Source organism: Streptomyces sp. SL06 (genome assembly GCF_058244745.1).
In genome coordinates, this window is sequence record NZ_JBSYOT010000002.1 from 1,275,610 (window position 1) to 1,293,538 (window position 17,929).

12 protein-coding genes are annotated in these 17,929 nt (G+C 74.9%); 2 read left to right on the plus strand and 10 right to left on the minus strand.

The window, feature by feature from the left end:
• Window positions 1-70: 70 nt before the first annotated feature.
• Window positions 71-1,708, plus strand: coding sequence for a (2,3-dihydroxybenzoyl)adenylate synthase (locus tag AC4IHM_RS05605; RefSeq protein WP_490865971.1), 1,638 nt, complete (start codon window positions 71-73; stop codon window positions 1,706-1,708).
• A gap of 139 nt (window positions 1,709-1,847) precedes the next feature.
• Here the strand turns inward: AC4IHM_RS05605 and AC4IHM_RS05610 are convergent, their stop codons facing one another.
• From AC4IHM_RS05610 to AC4IHM_RS05635, 6 genes are all read right to left on the minus strand, one after another.
• Window positions 1,848-3,416 (minus strand): ABC transporter ATP-binding protein, encoded by a 1,569-nt coding sequence (locus AC4IHM_RS05610; RefSeq protein WP_490865972.1) that lies wholly within the window; start codon window positions 3,414-3,416, stop codon window positions 1,848-1,850.
• Window positions 3,413-4,276, minus strand: coding sequence for an ABC transporter permease subunit (locus tag AC4IHM_RS05615; RefSeq protein WP_490865973.1), 864 nt, complete (start codon window positions 4,274-4,276; stop codon window positions 3,413-3,415). Before AC4IHM_RS05615 ends, AC4IHM_RS05610 begins: the two co-directional genes overlap by 4 nt.
• Window positions 4,273-5,223, minus strand: coding sequence for an ABC transporter permease (locus AC4IHM_RS05620; RefSeq protein ID WP_490865974.1), 951 nt, complete (start codon window positions 5,221-5,223; stop codon window positions 4,273-4,275). The genes AC4IHM_RS05615 and AC4IHM_RS05620 overlap by 4 nt, the downstream gene beginning before the upstream one ends.
• A complete protein-coding gene (locus AC4IHM_RS05625) occupies window positions 5,220-6,806 on the minus strand; it encodes an ABC transporter substrate-binding protein (protein ID WP_490865975.1) in 1,587 nt (528 codons plus the stop codon). Before AC4IHM_RS05625 ends, AC4IHM_RS05620 begins: the two co-directional genes overlap by 4 nt.
• A gap of 90 nt (window positions 6,807-6,896) precedes the next feature.
• A complete protein-coding gene (locus AC4IHM_RS05630; protein ID WP_490865976.1) occupies window positions 6,897-7,118 on the minus strand; it encodes a ferredoxin in 222 nt (73 codons plus the stop codon).
• Window positions 7,119-7,251: 133 nt separating this feature from the next.
• On the minus strand, window positions 7,252-9,156 hold the full coding sequence (locus AC4IHM_RS05635) for an ABC transporter ATP-binding protein (RefSeq protein WP_490865977.1): 1,905 nt from the start codon (window positions 9,154-9,156) through the stop codon (window positions 7,252-7,254).
• A gap of 197 nt (window positions 9,157-9,353) precedes the next feature.
• Between AC4IHM_RS05635 and AC4IHM_RS05640 the strand changes: the two genes are divergently transcribed.
• The gene (locus AC4IHM_RS05640; protein ID WP_490865978.1) at window positions 9,354-10,454 is read left to right on the plus strand and encodes a PLP-dependent cysteine synthase family protein; all 1,101 of its coding nucleotides are present in this window, start codon (window positions 9,354-9,356) and stop codon (window positions 10,452-10,454) included.
• A 108-nt stretch (window positions 10,455-10,562) separates the two neighbouring features.
• Here the strand turns inward: AC4IHM_RS05640 and AC4IHM_RS05645 are convergent, their stop codons facing one another.
• The 4 genes from AC4IHM_RS05645 to AC4IHM_RS05660 form a co-directional block, all read right to left on the minus strand.
• A complete protein-coding gene (locus AC4IHM_RS05645) occupies window positions 10,563-12,977 on the minus strand; it encodes an SWIM zinc finger family protein (protein WP_490865979.1) in 2,415 nt (804 codons plus the stop codon).
• On the minus strand, window positions 12,974-16,003 hold the full coding sequence (locus tag AC4IHM_RS05650) for an SCO1167/SCO6262 family helicase (RefSeq protein WP_490865980.1): 3,030 nt from the start codon (window positions 16,001-16,003) through the stop codon (window positions 12,974-12,976). The genes AC4IHM_RS05645 and AC4IHM_RS05650 overlap by 4 nt, the downstream gene beginning before the upstream one ends.
• A gap of 112 nt (window positions 16,004-16,115) precedes the next feature.
• Window positions 16,116-16,697: a sugar kinase gene (locus tag AC4IHM_RS05655; protein WP_490865981.1), complete on the minus strand. Its 582-nt coding sequence runs from the start codon at window positions 16,695-16,697 to the stop codon at window positions 16,116-16,118.
• Window positions 16,694-17,842, minus strand: coding sequence for an ROK family glucokinase (locus AC4IHM_RS05660; protein ID WP_490865982.1), 1,149 nt, complete (start codon window positions 17,840-17,842; stop codon window positions 16,694-16,696). Before AC4IHM_RS05660 ends, AC4IHM_RS05655 begins: the two co-directional genes overlap by 4 nt.
• Window positions 17,843-17,929: the final 87 nt, after the last annotated feature.

A 17,929-nucleotide genomic window follows, 5' to 3' on the forward strand; every position in this document is an offset into this window, starting at 1 on the left:
GTTCACATCGTAAACACACGACGGGACTCGGCGCCAGGGCCCGAGACCCGGCAATGAGAGGCGGAGCCGGATGACCGAGACCCAACACACGTGGCCCGAGGCCGAGTCGGCGCGCTACCGGGCCGCCGGCCACTGGCAGGGCGTGACCTTCGGCACCCGGCTGCGCCGGAGCGCGGCCGACCACGCAGAACGCGTCGCCCTGGTCGACGGGGACCGGCGGTGGACCTACGCGGAGCTGGACGCCGAGGCCGACCGGATCGCCCGCGGACTGCTCGGTCTCGGCATCGCACGAGGTGACCGCGTGGTGGTCCAGCTCCCCAACCGCGCCGAGTTCGTGCTCGTCTGGTTCGGACTTCAGCGGCTCGGTGCCGTACCGGTGCACGCCATGCCCGGCCACCGGCGCCGGGAGATCGGCCATCTGGTGCGCGTGGCGGACGCCGTGGCCTGCGTGATCCCCGACCGGCACGCCGGGTTCGACCACCGGCGGCTGCTGCGCGAGGTGCGGGCGGAGCAGCAGCCGGGCGGCTCGCTGCGGCACGTCGTCGTGGTCGGCGACCCCGGCCCCGACGACGGCTTCGTCCCGTTCGAGGCGCTGCGGGCGGACCCGCCGTCCGCGCTCGGTCCCGGCCGCGACGACGGCGGAGCGGATCCCGCCGGCACCGCCCTCCTGCTGCTGTCCGGCGGCACCACGGGGCTTCCCAAGCTCATCCCGCGCACGCACGACGACTACGCCTACAACGCGCGTGCCTGCGCGGAGGTCTGCGCGCTCGACGCACGGAGCGTGTATCTGGCGGTGCTGCCGATCGGCTTCAACTTCACCTTCTCCTGCCCCGGTGTGCTGGGCACGCTGATGGCCGGGGGAACCGTCGTGGTCGCGCCGGACCCGAGCCCCCAGACGGCGTTCGCCCTCGTCGAGCGGGAGGGCGTGACCCTGACCTCCCTCACCCCGCCGCTCGTCGCCCACTGGATGGACGAGGCCGCGTCCGGGTCCTGGGACCTCGGGAGCCTCTCCGTGGTGCAGGTCGGCGGGGCGCGGCTGCCGGAGGACCACGCCCGCAGGCTCGGACCGGCGCTCGCGGTGACCGTGCAGCAGGTCTTCGGCATGGCGGAGGGCCTGATCAACCTCACGCGCCTCGACGACCCCGAGGACCTCGTCTGCACCACCCAGGGCCGGCCCGTCTCGCCGGACGACGAGGTACTCGTGGTGGACACCGACGGCAGGCCCGTGCCGGACGGTACGGCGGGTGAACTGCTCACCCGGGGCCCCTACACGCTGCGCGGCTACTACCGCGCCGAGGAGCACAACCGCACGGCGTTCACCCCGGACGGCCACTACCGCTCCGGCGACGTGGTGCGGCGCCTGCCGACCGGGCACCTCGTGGTGGTGGGGCGGATCAAGGACCAGATCAACCGGGGCGGCGAGAAGATCGCCGCGGTCGAGGTGGAGGAGGAGTTGCTGACGCATCCGGCGATCACGGCGGCGGCGCTGGTCGCGATGCCGGACGAGCGGTGGGGCGAGCGGTCCGTCGCCTTCGTCGTCTGCGCGGGCACGGCGCCCGGCACCCGGGAGGTCGCCGCCCATCTCAGGGAACGCGGCCTGGCCGCCCACAAGTCCCCGGACGAGATCGTCCAGGTGCCCGTCCTTCCGCTGACCGCGGTGGGCAAGGTCGACAAGGCGACGCTGGCGGGGGAGTTGCTCCGACGGTGAGGCGGGGCGGGGGGAGCACAGCCCGAGCACGCCTCTTGCCGCCGCCGAGCCGCGCCCCTTGCCGAGGGGGCGCTGCGGGCCGGCCACCGCGAGGCGGGCCGGTAAGACACTCCTCCCGCCCACCGCGAGGCCCCCGCCCCTACTCCGGTACGGCAAGGGCGGGGACGTCGGCGAGGGCGAGCAGGTTCCTGGTGACGGGGTGTTCCGGGGTCACCAGTACCCGGTCGGTCGGGCCGGTCTCGATCACGCGTCCCGCGTCCAGGACGACGACCCGTTGGGCGCGACGGCCGGCGGCTGCCAGGTCGTGTGTCACCATCACGACCGTCAGCCCCAGTGTCCGCCGCAGCGAGTCCAACAGGTCCAGGACACCGCTCGCCGTCTCCGGGTCCAGCGCCGAGGTGATCTCGTCACAGACCAGGGCCCGTGGCTCCGCGGCCAACGTCCGTGCCAGTGCCACGCGTTGACGCTGACCGCCCGACAACTCCCCCGGCCGCCGCGCCAGTACCCCCGCGTCCAGCCCGACCAGACCGAGCAGCCGTACGGCCTCACGGGACGCCTCCTCGGCGGACCGCCGCCCCCGGCCCCTGAGCGGGCGGGTGAGCGCACCGCTCACGGATTCCCGTGGGTTGAGCGCGCCGCGGGCGTCCTGCGCGACGAGTTGCACGGGCGCGCCGCGTCCTCGCCCCGCGCCGTCCTCCCGCCACTCGACACTCCCCCGCGTCGGCCGGTGCAGCCCCGCGAGACACCGGGCGAGGGTGGTCTTCCCCGACCCCGAGGGCCCCACCACGGCGGTGCAGGAGCCCGCCGGGACGGTGAGGCGTACGTCGTGCAGCACCGGAACACGCCCGTGAACGGCATGCAGCCCGCGCGCGGACAGCACGCCGGAGGAACCCGCGGACGGCGGCTCGGGCATCGGCGTCCTCGGCGACTTCGGTGACTTCGGCGTCATCGGCGTCATCGGCGTCATCGGCGTCCCGGCCGCGACCATCCGGCCTTCTTCCAGGCGGATCACGTCGTCCGCCACGGACGCGATCCACCCCGGGTCGTGGCTGACGAGCAACGCGGCGCGGTCCCCGTCGGACAGTACGTCGGCCAGCAGGCCCCGCATCCCGTCCGCGAGGACCGTGTCCAGGCCGCTGGTCGGCTCGTCGAGGACCAGCAGACGGGGCGTGCCCGCCAACGCGACCGCGAGGGCCACGCGTTGGGCCTGCCCTCCCGACAACTGCCGTGGCAGGCGCCGCCGGAACGCCCGGTCGGCGGGCAACCGCACGGACAGCAGCAGTTCCTCGACCCGCGCACGAACGTCACCCGCACGCCTCGCGGACGAGCGCAGCCGCACCGCCTCGGCGATCTGCGCGCCGATCCGCAGCGCGGGGTTGAGCGACGAGGCGGGGTCCTGCCCCAGGAACGACACCACGCGCCCGCGCAGCCGACGGGCGTGCGCCCGGTCGAAGGGGTCGAGGCCGGCCACCCGGACGGTTCCGGCCCGGATCTCAAGGCCGGGGCGGACATGGCCGAGCAGGCTGTGGGCGAGGCTGCTCTTGCCGGATCCCGACCTGCCCACGACCCCCAGCACCCGCCCGCGCGGCAGCGACAGAGAGGCGTCGTGCAGGACGGGCGGACCGCCGGCCGCCGGGCCGAGCGACAGCCCGCTGACGACGGCGAGCGGCTCGGCCCCCGACGGGCGGGCGCTCACCTGGCCGGTCACGCGGCCCCCCGTCCCACCGCGTCCGCGAGACGCCCGGCCAGCAGACCGACGCAGACGGACAGCACTACGAGCAGCAGGGCCGGGGCGAGGAACGGCGCGGCGGCCAGTGTCGCCCCGGGGACGTTCTCGCCCACCATGCGCCCCCAGTCGGGCGCCGCTCCGCCCTGGCCGAGGCCGAGGAAGCCCGCGGTGGCGGTGAGGTGCAGCGAGGCGACCAGCCGCAGCGCGGTGTCCGTCAGTGCCGGTCCGGCGATGTTGGGCAGCACGTCGTGGCGCAGTACGGACCGCCGGGTGTCGCCCCTTGCCAGGGCGGCCTCGACGTACCCGCTGTTCAGGACGGTGTCCGCCGCGGCGCGCAGGACCCGGGTGGAGAAGGGCGCGGTGGCCAGGGCGACGGCCGCCACGAGGGCCGCGTCGCTGCCGGGGAATCCGGCGGCCAGGACGAGGACGACCAGGAGGGCGGGCAGCACGGCGAGGGCGTCCACGCAGCGGACCAGCAGGCCGCCCAGCCGGCGGGAGACCATGGCCGCAAGGACGCCGGCGGTCATCCCGACGGCTCCGGCCGCCGCCGTACCCGCCAGCGCGATGAGCACGATGGTCCGGCCCCCGCTGAGCACCCGGCTCGCCACGTCCCTGCCCAGCACGTCGGTGCCGAGCAGGAAGCGCCCGCTCGGCGGCTGGAAGGGCGCCGCGAGCTGCGCGGTGGGGCTGTGCGGCGCGGCCAGCGGGCCCAGCAGCGCGAGCAGGAGTAGGCACACGGTGGCCGCCGCGATGAGCAGCGGCGGTCGGCCTCGCCCGGGGCTGCCGGGAGGGACGGCCGTACGGATCCGCCGCCGCGGCGGTGTCAGTACCGTCGTCATCGGCTGCGCCCCTCCTGCGCGCCCAGCAGACGCGCGCAGATGTCGCCCAGCAGCAGCACCGCGAGCATCACCGCGACCAGGGCGGTGGCGATGCCCTGCACCATCGGTACGTCCCGTGCCGCGACGGCCAGTTGCAGCTCCCGGCCGATGCCGGGGTAGTCGAAGACGTTCTCCACCACCACCGCCGAGCCGACCAGCGCACCCGTGGTGAGGGTGAGCGCCTGCACGGCCGGTCCGGCGGCGTTGGGCAGGACGTGCCGCACCGCGAGCCGCACGCCGCGGACCCCGTTGAGCCGTGCCGCCTCGCAGTACGGTGTGGCCGCGGTGTCCGCGACGGAGGCCCGCAGCAGTCTGGTGGCCACCGCGAGACCGACGGCGCTGAGCGTCAGTACGGGCAGGACCAGCGCGCGCGGTACGTCGAGCGGTGTGCCTCCCAGCGGGATGACGGAGACGCGCGGGAGAAGCCGGAGCCATACCGCCAGTACCGCGACGAGCAGCGCGGCGATGACGAACTCGGGTACGGCGGCCAGGACTTGGGCGGAGGTCGAGACCACGCGGTCGGCGCCGCCCCCGCGCAGCCCCGTCCACAGGCCGAGCAGCGCGGCGAGCGGCGCGGTGACCGCGAGCGTCAGTCCGGCCAGGAGCAGGCTGTTGGGCAGGCGGGTCGCGAGGACCTCGGTGACCGGCCGCTCACCCACGAAGCCATGGCCCAGGTCCCCCCGGAGCGCGCCGGCCGCCCAGTGCGCGTACCGCTCGGCGGCGGGCCGGTCGAGGCCGAGTCCGGCACGGACCTCGGCCCGCTGCGCCTCGGAGGCGTCCACACCGGCGACGGTGCTGACGGCGTCTCCCGGCAGGACCGCGGTGGCCGCGAACACCGCGGCCGACAGCAGCACCAGCAGGACGGCGGCCCCGGCGAGGCGACGGACGGCGAACGCGAGCAGGCTCACGCCAGCGACGCCCGGGAGAAGCCGGGGAACTGCTCGAAGAGGTCGTCCCGTATCCCGTCGACCCCCTTGGCCTGGGCGTTCAGGTTCGGCTTGAAGACCGGCAGCACCTGGTTGCCCTCCTCCCAGCGGGTTCGCTGCGCCCGCGTGCCCAGTTCCTTGGCCCGGGTCGGGTCGCTCTCGGCGCGGGCCTTCGCCACGAGGGCGTCGGTCCCGGTCTCCTTCCAGCCGAACGCCGACGGCGATCCGCCCGCCGTGCTCATCTGGTACGTCGACAGCGCGGGGATGGGCATCTGGTACGAACCGGCGAGCGGCAGTGCCGCGTACGCGGGGAAGTCGGCGTAGAGCTGTCCCGCGGGCAGTTCGCGGACCGTCGCCCGCACACCGGCCTTCTTCAGGTCCTCGGCGAAGAGGGTGGCCATCTCCACCATGCCCGGCGTCTCGGGCCCGGTGGTCAGCCGGACCTCCATCCCGTCGGCGCCGGCCTTCTTGAGGAGTTCGCGGGCCCGCTGCGGGTCGTGGGCGCGCTGGGGGAGGCTCTCCGCGTAGTCGGGGAAGCCCATGGCGGGCAGGTCGTTGCCGACCTGGGCGTTGCCGTAGAACACGGTCTTCACCATGGCCTCCCGGTCGACCGCGAGCTTGAACGCCTCCCGTACCCGGGGGTCGTCGAAGGGCTTGACGCTCATGTTCATCTGGAAGGAGAGGCCGACCAGGTAGGGGCTCTTCGTGGGGACGAGTTCGACCTTGGCGTCGTCCGCGAGCGTGCGCGCGGTGACGGGCGAGAGGTCGTGGGCGAAGTCGACCCCGCCGCTCGTGAGCGCGCCCGCCCTGGCGGTCGAGTCCGCGATCGACCGCAGCTCCAGGCCGTCCAGGTGGGGCACGTGGCCGTAGTGGTCGTCGTAGCGCTCGAAGGCCGATCCCTGGCCGGCCGTGAACTCGGTGAGCCGGAAGGGGCCGCAGCTGGGCATGCCCTTGCGGAAGGCCTTGGTGCCGTCCTTGACGACGAGGAAGTTGCCCTGGCAGAGGATCATGCGGCCGTCTGCGATGGGCCGCAGGGTGGGCAGTACGACCTTGAGGTCGCCGTCGGCCCTGGCGTGCGCGAGGTCGAAGTTGGCGGCGGCGAGGCGGTACACGGGCAGGTTGCTGCGGGCCGCGAGGGCGCCGAGCGAGTGCAGGATGTCGGCGGAGGTCAGCCGGGAGCCGTCGGTGAAGCGCACCCCGGGGCGCACGTGCAGCGTGTAGGCCGACAGGTCGTCGGAGATGTCGATGCCCTTGAGCACGCCGTAGCGCACCCCGTCGGGGCCGCTGGGGTCCAGGTTGCCCAGGGTGCCGTGCCAGGCCCGAGCGCGCACGAGGTCCAGTGCGGAGGGGCCGTTGAAGAAGTCGAGCGTCTCGGAGGCGCCGCCGCCGGTGAAGGCGGCCCGCAGCGTGCCGCCCGAGCGGGGCGAGGCACCGGATCCCGGTTTCCGGTCGGAGCCGGGTTCGTCGGTGGAGCACGCCGCCAGCAGGCCGGGGCCCACCGCCACGGCCGCGGCACCCGCCGCGCCGCGGCGGAGGAAGGCACGGCGATCGATCTGTCTGGACATGCTTCTCCTTGACGTTCTGCTGAGCTGGACCGGACGCCGGGAGAGATCCGCGGCGCGTGAAGTGATGCCGGAGTGCGGACCGGTGGCGGGCTACCGCAGGGTGAGGGCCCCGGACGGACAGGCCCACACGGCGTGGCGTACGGCGTTTGCCCAGGACTCCGACGGCCGTTCGACGAGGACGCGCACGAGCCCGTCCTGCTCGTCCTGGTCGAAGACGAACGGCGCGGCGAGCACGCACTGCCCCGCACCCACGCACCGATCCCGCTCGGCGCCGACTCTTCCGGCTCCGGAAGCCTGGCCTGCCAAGGTCATGAGGACCCCTCCCCTGCGACCGCACACGCGGTCGCCCATGCGGCAGTCAGACAGTAGTCGATAATGACTTCCATATTCAATAACTGTCCGCGGCCCTCCTCCGGCGGTCGAGGATGTCCGAAAGCCGATTCGGTCAGGTGGACCCCGTGCCCGTGCGGGTGTGCGAGGACGCCTCGGGGCCCTCGTCCGGCGGCGGGCCGGCCGGGCCGGGCAGTACGCCGGGACCGGCGCCCGGGGCCGGCTCGGCGCTCTCGCCGAGGAAGCCGCCCGACTGGTGCTGCCACAGCTTGGCGTAGGCGCCGTTCGCCGCGAGCAACCCCTCGTGGGTGCCCTGCTCGACGACGCTTCCGCGGTCGAGGACGACGAGGCGGTCCATGCCGGCGACGGTGCTCAGACGGTGGGCGACCACGAGGGCCGTACGTCCGTCCATCAACCGCCACAGGGCGTCCTGGACGAGGAGTTCGCTCTCCGAGTCCAGCGCGCTGGTCGCCTCGTCGAGCAGCAGGATCGGGGCGTCGCGCAGGATGGCCCTGGCGAGGGCGACGCGCTGGCGCTGGCCGCCGGAGAGTTTGACTCCCCGCTCCCCCACCAGGGTGGCGAAGCCGTCGGGGAGTTGGTCGGCGAACTCCGTGACGTGCGCCGCTCCGGCCGCCGCGCGGATCTCGTCGTCGGTGGCGCCGGGCCGGGCGAAGGCGATGTTGTCCCGCAGGCTGCGGTGGAACATGGCGGGTTCCTGCGGGACGTAGGCGATCAGTGAGCGCAGGTCGGTCTGGCGCAGCCGGCTGATGTCCTGGCCCCCGATCAGGACGCGTCCTTCGTCGATGTCCGACATCCGCAGCAGGAGCCGGGTGAGTGTGGTCTTGCCGCCGCCGGACCTGCCGACCAGACCGATCCGCGCGCCCGCGGGCACGTCCAGGTCGAGTCCCCGGAAGATCGGCTTCGCACCCGCGTGCGCGAAGGTCACCGCCTCGAAGCGGACACCGGTGTCCCGCGGTGCGAGCGGTTCGGGTTCGGGCGGGTCGAGCACGGTGGGCGGGTCGAGCAGCAGTTCCGTGAACTGCGCGGCCTCGGTCATCGAGCTTTCCAGCCGCCGGTAGATCTGGTTGAACTCGAACATGATCTGGGTGGCGTTGGAGTAGTAGGTGAAGGCGACGACGACCTCCTCCACTCCCCGTCCCGAGCCGCCGAGGGCGATGGCCACCAACAGCCCCAGCACGTTGGTCAGCACGGCCATGGGGGCGATCAGGGTGTCGACGCGCAGATTGGCGTAGTCCCAGGACCGCAGGGTCAGGCGCCGGGAGTCCGCGACCCGGCTGCGGTGTTCGGCGGCCTCCCGCCGCTCGGCCGCGAACGCCCGGATGGTCTCCATGTTCGCGAGGCTGTCGGCGACATGGCCGGAGACCCGGGCGATCGCCGCCTCGCGGTCGTTGACGAGCCGCTGCCGGCGGCGGATCACAGGCGTCGCGGCCGTCACGGTCAGCGCGATCATCACCAGAAGGCCGACGACGAGCATCGGTTCGTAGCTCCACAGCACCACGGCACCGAAGGCCAGGGGGACGAGGCTGCCCACGATCCGGTACGTCATCGTGTCGACGAAGTCCTCGAAGCGCCTGCCGAAGCTGAGCACCCGCTTGGTCAGCGAGCCGGCGAAGTTGTCGTGGAAGAACGCCGCGTCCTTGGCGAGGAGTTCGTCCATGCCGCGCACGTACAGGTGCTCCGCGCCGAGGGCGTCCACACGGTTCAGGCAGTGCTGCCCGACCCGCCACACGGCCTCGGCGAGCAGCAGCGTCACCCCGAAGCCCAGTACGTACGGCAGCGCCGAGGCGAGGGTGAGACCGCCGTCCCCGGCGGCCTGCCCCGCCAGTTTGGCGATCAGCAGGGGGGCGACGTAGCGGGTGCCGATGTTGCCCACGGCCGGCAGCAGCAGCGCGGGCAGGGCCGGCCGCCGCAGTCGCAGCAGTTCCCGGCCGTAGCGGCGCAGCGCCAGAACGACCGCGCTCCTGCCCGGCGTTCGCTCGGGCATATCTGTGGTCCCCATCACACTCCCGGAGGTTCGGAAGTCGGAAGTTTCCCGTCGGGGGACGTTCTCGGTCCACGCATTTACGGCGGACTGGCGAGAATCGGACACCGCCGGTGACGAACCCGTGGACACGCCGGGACCAGGTGCGGACGCGGATTCCGGCCGCTGGAAAGGTCGTCCGTGACGGGCCGGCTTCGAGGACGGGGACGCATCGCGTGGCACGGGGAATCGGGGACGAGCGGGACCGCGCCTGGGTCGGCCGGGCGATCGAGCTGCTGCTGGCCGACCGGGCGGACGAACCACCCACGCCCCTGCGGGCGTTCCCGCTCGCCGGGCCGCCGGGCACGGCACTGTATCTGAAGGACGAGTCGCGGCGGCCGACCGGGAGTCTGAAGCACGGGCCCGCCCGTGATCTGCTGCTCGACGCCCTGCGCGCCGGTGGGATCGGGCCCTCCACCCCGCTGTTCGAGGCCACCAGCGGCAACATGGCCGTGGCGCGGGCGTACTTCGCGCGGCTCCTCGCGCTGCCGTACACCGCGGTCGTGCCGGGCAGGACCGGGGTGGCCAAGCGGCGGCGGATCGAGGCGCGGGGCGGGCGGTGCCATCCCTTCGACCCGGCGCTCGCGGTCCACGGGAAGGCGCGCTCCCTCGCCGAGGAGGCCGGCGGTCACTGTCTGGACCATCTGGAGCGGGTGGGGGACGCGGTCGGCCGGAGCGGTCCCGAGAGTCTCGGGGCGCAGATCCTGGGCGACTTGGAGAAGGCCGGGGAGTCGGCGCCGGCGTGGATCGTCGTGGGGGTCGGCAGCGGCGCCACGTCGGCCGCCGTCGGGCGGTATCTGAGGATGCGCGGGGTGGGGACCAGGCTCGCCGTGGTCGATCCGGAGAACTCGGCCTACTTCGCCGGCTGGGCCGCGGACTTCCCCGGGTACTCCACCGGCATGCCCTCCCGCATCGAGGGGATCGGACGGCCGCGCATGGAGCCCGCCTTCGATCCGTCCGTGGTCGATCCGGTGATCCCGGTCCCCGACGCGGCGAGCGTGGCGGCGATGCGGCATCTGCACGCGGTCACCGGGCTGATGGCAGGACCCTCCTCCGGAAGCTGTCTGTGGGGGTCCTTCAAGGTGCTGGACCGCATGCGCCGGGAGGGCGTCCGGGGACCGGTCGTGATGGTCGTCGGGGACGGCGGTGAGACCTACCGGGACACCTACTACGACGGCTCCTGGACCTCGGCCAAGGGGTGGCGACTGCCCGGCCCGCTCTCCGACCTGGAGCGCTTCACCGCCACCGGGAGCCGGGGTGTCGCCCCGGGCGGGTGAACGCGGGCGACCCGCGGCACGCCGAGGCCCTCGGCCTGGCGGACCGGCACCGCCCGCGATGTCCAACTCCGGTCGGGGCGGGTCGCGGTGGCCCGTGACGGCCGTCGGTCAGAGGTCGCCGGCTGCGCCGAGGCCCGTGAGCGCGCCCACCGGGTCGAGGTCGGGGGTGCCGCGCGGCCACCAGTCCTCGTGGCCGGGCTCCGACTCGTAGGCGTACCAGAGTCCCGACCGGCCGAGCCGGAGCTGGATGTGGCCCTGGGGGTGGGTGAGGCGGTTGCGCCAGGGGCGGAAGGCGGGGAGGTCGGCGGCGAGCAGCAGCGGGCGGGCGCGGTCGAAGCGGCCGGCCGGCGGGTCCCAGGGCTCCTCCAGGACCTCCAGGCCGTCCGGTCCGCCCTGCCGCCAGGCGGCCACCGCGCGCGCCAGCTCCGCCGTACCGCGGCCGGCGGCCCCGGCGAGGGACGCGTAGAGCGCGCGGGTGCCGGCGGTGAGGCCGGAGCCTGGGCGGGCCGCGGCGAGCCGGACGGCGTCCTGCCACAGCGTCAGCCCGCCGACCGGGTCACGGCCCGTGGTGAGCAGGGCGTGGGCGCGGGCGGCGGCGTCGGTGGCCAACTGGTCCAGCGCGAAGGGGTCGGGACCGCCCGGTGCCGCCGGACAGGACGGGGGCTGCTCGGGGTGCGGGGGTGCGGGCAGCGGCGCCGGGAGGGGTGGCAGGCTTCGCGCGGCCAGCGCCTTGCCGGCCCGGACGCCGGGCAGGGGCGCCGGTCCCCGGTCCTGGGCGGCGCGGGCAGCGCGGGCCGCGTTCAGCCGGGACAGGGCGTCGAGCAGTTCCCGTTCGCCCCGGCCGCGGAGCAGGAGCAGGACGAAGGGGTCGGCGTCGAGCAGCCGTGCCGTCTGGTAGCAGAGGGCGGCGGCGTGTTTGCAGGGGTGCCCGGAGTCGGGGCAGTTGCACTGCGGGGCCAGGTCGCCGGGCCCGGGGAGCAGGGGGACGCCGCAGTCGGCCAGGGAGTGCGGCAGCTCCTTGTCCAGGAGGGCGGCGATGTGTCCGGGCCGCTCGGCGGCCGCGTCCAGGAACCGCCGCCAGTCGTCGTCGCCCAGTGTGCGCAGGCGCACCTGCACGCGGTACGGCCGCGGCCGGCTGCCCTGTACATAGGCGAGCACCAGACCCGGCGTCACCGTGATGGCGTCCACGCGCCCCCGCTCGGCGTAGCGGCGTCCCCGCGCCAGCCGCGCCGCGTCCAGAGCGCCCTCCTCCAGCGCGGTCACCCACGCGTCTCCCCACCATGTCCCGGCGAAGCCCTCCTTCACCGCCCGGGGCGGGAGGGCGGGGAAGGTGCGACGCAGCTCGCCGTCGCGGTCGGGGGCGGCCATGGAACGGGGGGCGCGAGGGGTTGCGGGGGCCCGGGAGGGCGTCGCCCGGCGCGGGGGCCCGTCGGGCGCCGCCGGGGTGTGCTTCGGGGGCGGTACCGCCGCCTGTTGCGACGGGTGCGGCCGGGAGTGCGGCGGCTCGTCGAGGGGTGCCGGGGGTTCGGTGCGGGGCCGATCCGGGTCGGGCGGCGTCGGCTCCGTCCGGGTGGTCACCCCGCTCTCGGCGGCGGGAACACCGTCGGGCTCAACCGGGGGCGGCGGCTCTCCCGTCGGGTCCGCCTCCGGGGGCAGCCGGAACGCGTCCGCGACGAAGTCCCGTACGGCACGGACGCGGGCGTCGGCGGTGGGCGAATCGCCCGAGCCGTGCGCACGAGGGGCCGTGCCGGGCAGCCGCCGTGTGCCCGCGGCGCCCCTGGCCTTCGAACTCCCGGCGTCCTTCGCCGCTTCGGCCTTCGCCCGCCGACGGGCCGCCCGCAACGCCTCGCGCGCCACGTCCGCGGGGCGGCTGTCGCCTCCGTCCGCGGAGCCGGGGCGGGTCGCGGGGTTCGCGTCGGCGGGAGTGGGCGTCGGGGTGGGGGTGGTCACGTCGGTGGGAGGGTCCGTCGCCGCATCGTCGGCGGATTCGGCCGGGGGTGCGGCTGCGGCTGTTGCTCCGTCGGGGCCGGTCGGCCCGGCCGCCGCCTCGTCCGGTTCCCGGGTGCCGGATGCGGCCTGCGGGTCGGCCGCGGTCGTATCCGGCCGGTCCACATCCCCTTGTGCGGTGCGGGAGCGGTCCGAGCGCTCTGCGAGGGGTGCTCCCTCCCCCACCTGCCGTGCGATCCGCGCGCTGCGCAGTGCCGCGCGTGCGATGTCCGCCGGGCGCGGGCCGGTGCGCTCCTCCTGGTCCGGGTTCCCTTCTTGACCCGGGTCCGGGTTCCCGTCCTGGGCCGGGGTCCGGTCCTGGGTTCGGTCGTGCTCCCGGTCCCGGTCCGGGCCCACCCCCCGCGCCGGTCCCCCGGCCCCGGCGAGGGACTGGGCCCCGGCAGGGGACTGGGCCCCGCCCGCGTCCTCGGCGGCGGGGTCCGCGGCGGCATCGGCGGCGGGGTGCGCTGCCGGCTCGCCGCGGCGGCGGGCCTCGTGCAGGGCGCGGCGGACCTCGTCGGCCGGTCGGGGGGTCATGACGGCCTCCGCAGGGACACCAGGTCGGACAGCTCGCGGGCGGTCAGCTCGGTGAGGGCCGCCTCGCCGGAGCCGAGGACCGCGTCGGCCAGCGCCCGCTTGGACTGGAGCATCTCGGCGATGCGGTCCTCGACCGTGCCCTCGGTGATGAGGCGGTGGACCTGGACGGGCTGGGTCTGGCCGATGCGGTAGGCGCGGTCGGTGGCCTGTTCCTCCACGGCCGGGTTCCACCAGCGGTCGAAGTGCACGACGTGGCCCGCGCGGGTGAGGTTCAGACCGGTGCCCGCGGCCTTCAGGGACAGGACGAGGACGGGGGTCGCCCCGCTCTGGAAGCGGTCCACCATGCGCTCGCGCTCCGGCACCGGCGTACCGCCGTGGAGCAGGTCGGCGGGGACCGCGCGAGCGGCCAGGTGGGAGGTGATGAGGCGGGCCATGCCGACGTACTGGGTGAAGACGAGCGCCGAGCCGTCCTCCGCGAGGAGGGTGTCCAACAGCTCGTCCAGCAGGGCGAGTTTGCCCGAGCGCGCGGTCATCCGGTCCGCGCCGCCCGACGGCTGCTCCTCCTTCAGGAACAGCGCGGGGTGGTCGCAGATCTGCTTCAGCGAGGTCAGGAGCTTGAGGACGAGTCCCCTGCGGCCGATGCCCTCGGCCGTCTCGATGGCGAGCATCGACTCGCGCACCACCGCCTCGTACAGCGCGGCCTGTTCACGGGTGAGGGGGACGGGATGGTCCGTCTCGGTCTTCGGCGGCAGCTCGGGGACGATGCCCGGGTCGGACTTCTTGCGCCGCAGCAGGAAGGGGCGGATCAGCCGGGCGAGGCGCTCCACCGCCTGCTCGTCCTCGCCGTTCTCCACCGCGCGCGCGTGCCGGGCGCGGAAGGACTTCAGGGGGCCCAGCAGTCCGGGGGTGGTCCAGTCGAGCAGCGCCCACAGCTCGGAGAGGTTGTTCTCCACCGGTGTGCCGGTCAGCGCCACGCGGGCCGGGGACCGAATCGTGCGCAGGGCCTTCGCCGTCGCCGAGTACGGGTTCTTGACGTGCTGTGCCTCGTCCGCGACGACCATGCCCCAGGGCTGTTCGGCCAGGGTCGGGGCGGCGGACCGCATCGTGCCGTACGTGGTGAGGACGAAGCCGCCGGTCCGGTCCAGGCCGTCCAGGGTGCGGTCGGGGCCGTGGAAGCGGCGGACGGGGACGCCGGGCGCGAACCGGGTGATCTCCCGCTGCCAGTTGCCCAGCAGCGAGGCCGGGCAGACCACCAGCGTCGGTTCGGTGCGGGCCCGCTTGAGGTGCAGGGCGATGACGGTGATCGTCTTGCCGAGGCCCATGTCGTCGGCGAGACAGCCGCCGAGGCCGAGCGAGGTCATGAGGTCGAGCCAGGCCAGGCCGCGGAGCTGGTAGTCGCGGAGGGTGGCGTGCAGGCCGGGCGGCGGTTCGGCGGGGCGAACCCCCGTGGTGAGCCGGTCGCGCAGGGCGGCCAGCGCACCGACGGGCACCACGTCGACCGTCTCGCCGTCGGCCTCCGCGCTGCCGGTGAGGGAGACGGAGAGGGCGTCGACCGGGTCGAGCAGACCCAGGTCCCGCTTGCGGGCCCGGCGGACGAGTGCCGGGTCGACCAGCACCCACTGGTCGCGCAGCCGGACGACGGGGCGGTGCGCCTCCGCCAGGGTGTCCATCTCGGCCTCGGTGAGCGGGTCGCCGCCGAGCGCCAGTTGCCAGCGGAACTGGAGGAGGTCCTCGCTCTCGAAGAAGCCCGTGCCGTCGGTCGCCGAGCCGGGGGCGGGGCGGACCACGGCCGTCGCCGTGAGGTCCTGGGCCAGGTCGCGGGGCCAGTGCACGGCGACGCCCGCGGCGGCGAGCCGGCCGGACGCGACCCCCAGCAGGTCGGTGACCTCCTCCTCGGACAGGCCGAGGACATCGGGCACGTCCTGCTCGGTGAGCCGGTCGAGCGGCGGCCAGACCCGCGCGGCGCGCCGCACCGCGAGGGCGGCGTCCACCCGTGTGCGGGGACCGAACGCCGCGTCGGCCGCCCCCGACCACAGGTCCGCCGCGTCGGCCACGAGGGTGGGGTCGGCGAGGCTGTGCACCTGGACGATCGCCGCCCCCGCCCTGCGCACACCGCCGCCGTCCCCGGCCGCGGTGCCGTCGGCGTCGAACAGGTCGTACGCCGACAGGTCCAGCCGCAGCGAGATCCGCACGCCCGCGTCCATGCCTGCGGCGACCTCGGCGGCCCACTCGTGGGCGTCGGGCAGGCGCTGGGCTCCGCGGGCGGCGAAGGGGCGGCCCGAGGCGTGGGGCGCGGCAGGGGTGCGGGGCAGGGTGTCGGCGACGGCGTCCAGGAAGGCGCGGATCAGTGCTTCCGGTTCGGGCAGCCGGATCGGGCCGGGGCCCTCCAGCGGGACCGCGTGTCCCTCCGGGGGCAGGGCGGCGGCCACCGCCCGCAGGTGGGCGATGTCGTCGGGGTCGAGCGGGCCGGCCCGCCAGGCGTCGTGTCCGGTCGCGGTCAGGCCGGGCAGCAGCCGGCCGCGCGCGGTGAGCCGCAGGGCGTGCAGGGCCGCCGCGCCCCAGCACGCGGTGGCCGGGTGGGCCGCCGGGTCGTGCCGGGCGCGCACCAGGAGGGGCAGTGCCTCGTCGAGCGGCAAGGACAGCGCGGGCGTCGTCCTGCGCCGCGCCCCGGCACCGTGCCGTCGTACGACGGTCAGCTCCGTGAGCCCGGCCGGTCGGTCTCCGTCACCGGGCGCGGCGGAGGCGGCGAGAGGCGGGGCGTCTGGGTGCGCGACGCCGGCGACGCCGTCCTCGGAAGACCCGCCCTCCGGGTCCCAGAAGGCGATCCGGCCGTCGCGCGGGAGCGGCGCGGGCAGGAAGACGGCCGCGAGCCGGGCGGGAACGGACGGCGCGGACGGCGCGGACGCCTCCGGCCGCCTCGCCTCGCCCCGCTCCCCCGCGCCACCCGCGCCACCCGCGCCACCCGCGCCACCCGCGCCACCCGCGCCACCCGGGGCCATCGTGCCCACCACAGCCCTGTCGTCCATACGTCCTGTCACCTCCCGCCCGTGTGCCGGATCAGATGTCTTTGACTCTACGGGCGGGGTCCGACAATCGGCTCCGGCGGCCTGCCGGGGCCCGGTCGGCGCGGGTGCGCGGTCAGGGGACCGTGCGGGAGACGACGTACACCATGGGATATTCCGGGTACTTCATGTCCACGACTATGTCCTGGTTCGGCGCCGGGTTCGGCTGCTCGTTGACGACGCCCCACCAGGAGCCGGACGGGCCGAACTCCCAGCCGGTGACGCGCTGGGCGCGGTCGCTGATGGCGATCTTGTCCTTCGTCAGCGCGCCCCGGTCGAGGCCCAGTCCGGCCAGGAACGCGTCCAGACCGGCCCCGGAGGTCTGGAACTGGACGTAGAGGCGGCTGGTCCTCCAGTTGTTCGTCTCGTAGTACGCGATCTTGCCGGCCGGGAGCGGGACGGGCACCTCGTAGATGCGACGCTGCAGTTTGGACGGCCAGCCCTCGGTCATGCCGGTCGCCGCGTACCTCGCCTCCTTCTCCCTGCCGCTGTCGCGGCTCTGGTTGGCGGAGATCACGAGGTAGCCGGCCGGGACGCCGATGAGCAGCACGATGATGAGCAGGGTGAGCGACCGGCGGCGGATCATGTGCCGGTGGTCCTCCGCGGGAGGCCGGGGCTCTTTTGGGGTCCCGGCCTGCTGGGGCAGGGTTTCCGTCACGGCGACTCCTGGGACGTACGGCGGGCCTCGGCGTACCGTTCGTAGCGCTCGTACCGCTCCACCCGGCGCCGCTTGGCCCGGCGGAACCGGCGGGCGACCAGCCGGGCGAGGTCGGCGGCGCCGACCATGCCGGCCTCGGGGCCGAGCTGAGCGCGGACGATGCGGGCCTCGGGGCGGTAGCCGCGGCCGGTGAGCTGGCGCCTGAAGGCGTCGCGCGCGGGGCCGATCAGCAGGTCGTCGGCGGCGCTGACCCCGCCGCCGATCACGAAGCAGGACGGGTCGAGCGCCGCCGCCAGGTTGGCGATGCCGACCCCGAGCCACTGGCCGATGTCCTGGAGCAGCTCGATGCACATGGCGTCGCCGTCGCGGGCCAGCTCGGTGATCATCGGGCCGGTGATGTCGCCGATGCTCCCCTTGACGTGCTCGATGATCCCGTACGCCACCGGCGAGTCGGCGGCGGCCAGCTCCCGGGCCTCTCTGACCAGGGCGTTGCCCGAGCTGTACTGCTCCCAGCAGCCGCGGTTGCCGCACGGGCAGCGGTGGCCGCCGGGCACGACCTGCATATGGCCGAACTCCCCGGCGACCCCGTACTTGCCGCGCTTGACCTGGCCGTCCTCCAGGATGGCGCCGCCGATGCCGGTGCCGAGCGTGATCATGACGAGGTGGTCCTCGCCGCGGCCGGCGCCGAAGCGCCACTCGGCCCAGGCGGCGGAGTTGGCGTCGTTGTCCACCAGGACCGGGACGGCCAGGCGGCCGGCGAGACGGTCGCGCAGGGGTTCGTTGCGCCAGGACAGGTGGGGCGCGAACAGGACGCGGTTGCGGTCGGCGTCGACCCAGCCGGCCGCGCCGATGCCGACGGCGTGCACGTCGTGCCGGTCGGAGAGGTCGAGGACCAGTTCGACGATGGTGTCCTCGACGACCCTGGGGCTCTTGGACTTGTCGGGAGTCTCCGTGCGGAGCTTCTCCAGGATGTTGCCGTCGGCGTCGACGACGCCCGCCATGACTTTCGTACCGCCGATGTCGATGCCGACCGTGGGCACACGGGGTGCCGTGAGGTGCGAGCGGCGTTCCCTCGTGCCCACGGTGCGCAGGACCGGGGCGCGGCGGGAGCCGATGGGGGCGGTGAAGTCGCGGTAGGTGCTCATCGGGTGCGATTGTGCCGCACGGGTGTGCGCCGTGCCGAATGGGCCGGGCAGGGGCGGCGGGACCGGTCGCCGGGCGCGGGTGCGTCC

What these genes read in the sequence shown, in the direction of transcription:
- AC4IHM_RS05605 (WP_490865971.1), top strand. Translation starts at nt 71, where the DNA reads ATGACCGAGACCCAACACACGTGGCCCGAGGCCGAGTCGGCGCGCTAC.
- AC4IHM_RS05615 (WP_490865973.1), bottom strand. Translation starts at nt 4,276, where the DNA reads ATGACGACGGTACTGACACCGCCGCGGCGGCGGATCCGTACGGCCGTC.
- AC4IHM_RS05625 (WP_490865975.1), bottom strand. Translation starts at nt 6,806, where the DNA reads ATGTCCAGACAGATCGATCGCCGTGCCTTCCTCCGCCGCGGCGCGGCG.
- AC4IHM_RS05630 (WP_490865976.1), bottom strand. Translation starts at nt 7,118, where the DNA reads ATGACCTTGGCAGGCCAGGCTTCCGGAGCCGGAAGAGTCGGCGCCGAG.
- AC4IHM_RS05635 (WP_490865977.1), bottom strand. Translation starts at nt 9,156, where the DNA reads ATGGGGACCACAGATATGCCCGAGCGAACGCCGGGCAGGAGCGCGGTC.
- AC4IHM_RS05645 (WP_490865979.1), bottom strand. Translation starts at nt 12,977, where the DNA reads ATGACCCCCCGACCGGCCGACGAGGTCCGCCGCGCCCTGCACGAGGCC.
- AC4IHM_RS05650 (WP_490865980.1), bottom strand. Translation starts at nt 16,003, where the DNA reads ATGGACGACAGGGCTGTGGTGGGCACGATGGCCCCGGGTGGCGCGGGT.
- AC4IHM_RS05660 (WP_490865982.1), bottom strand. Translation starts at nt 17,842, where the DNA reads ATGAGCACCTACCGCGACTTCACCGCCCCCATCGGCTCCCGCCGCGCC.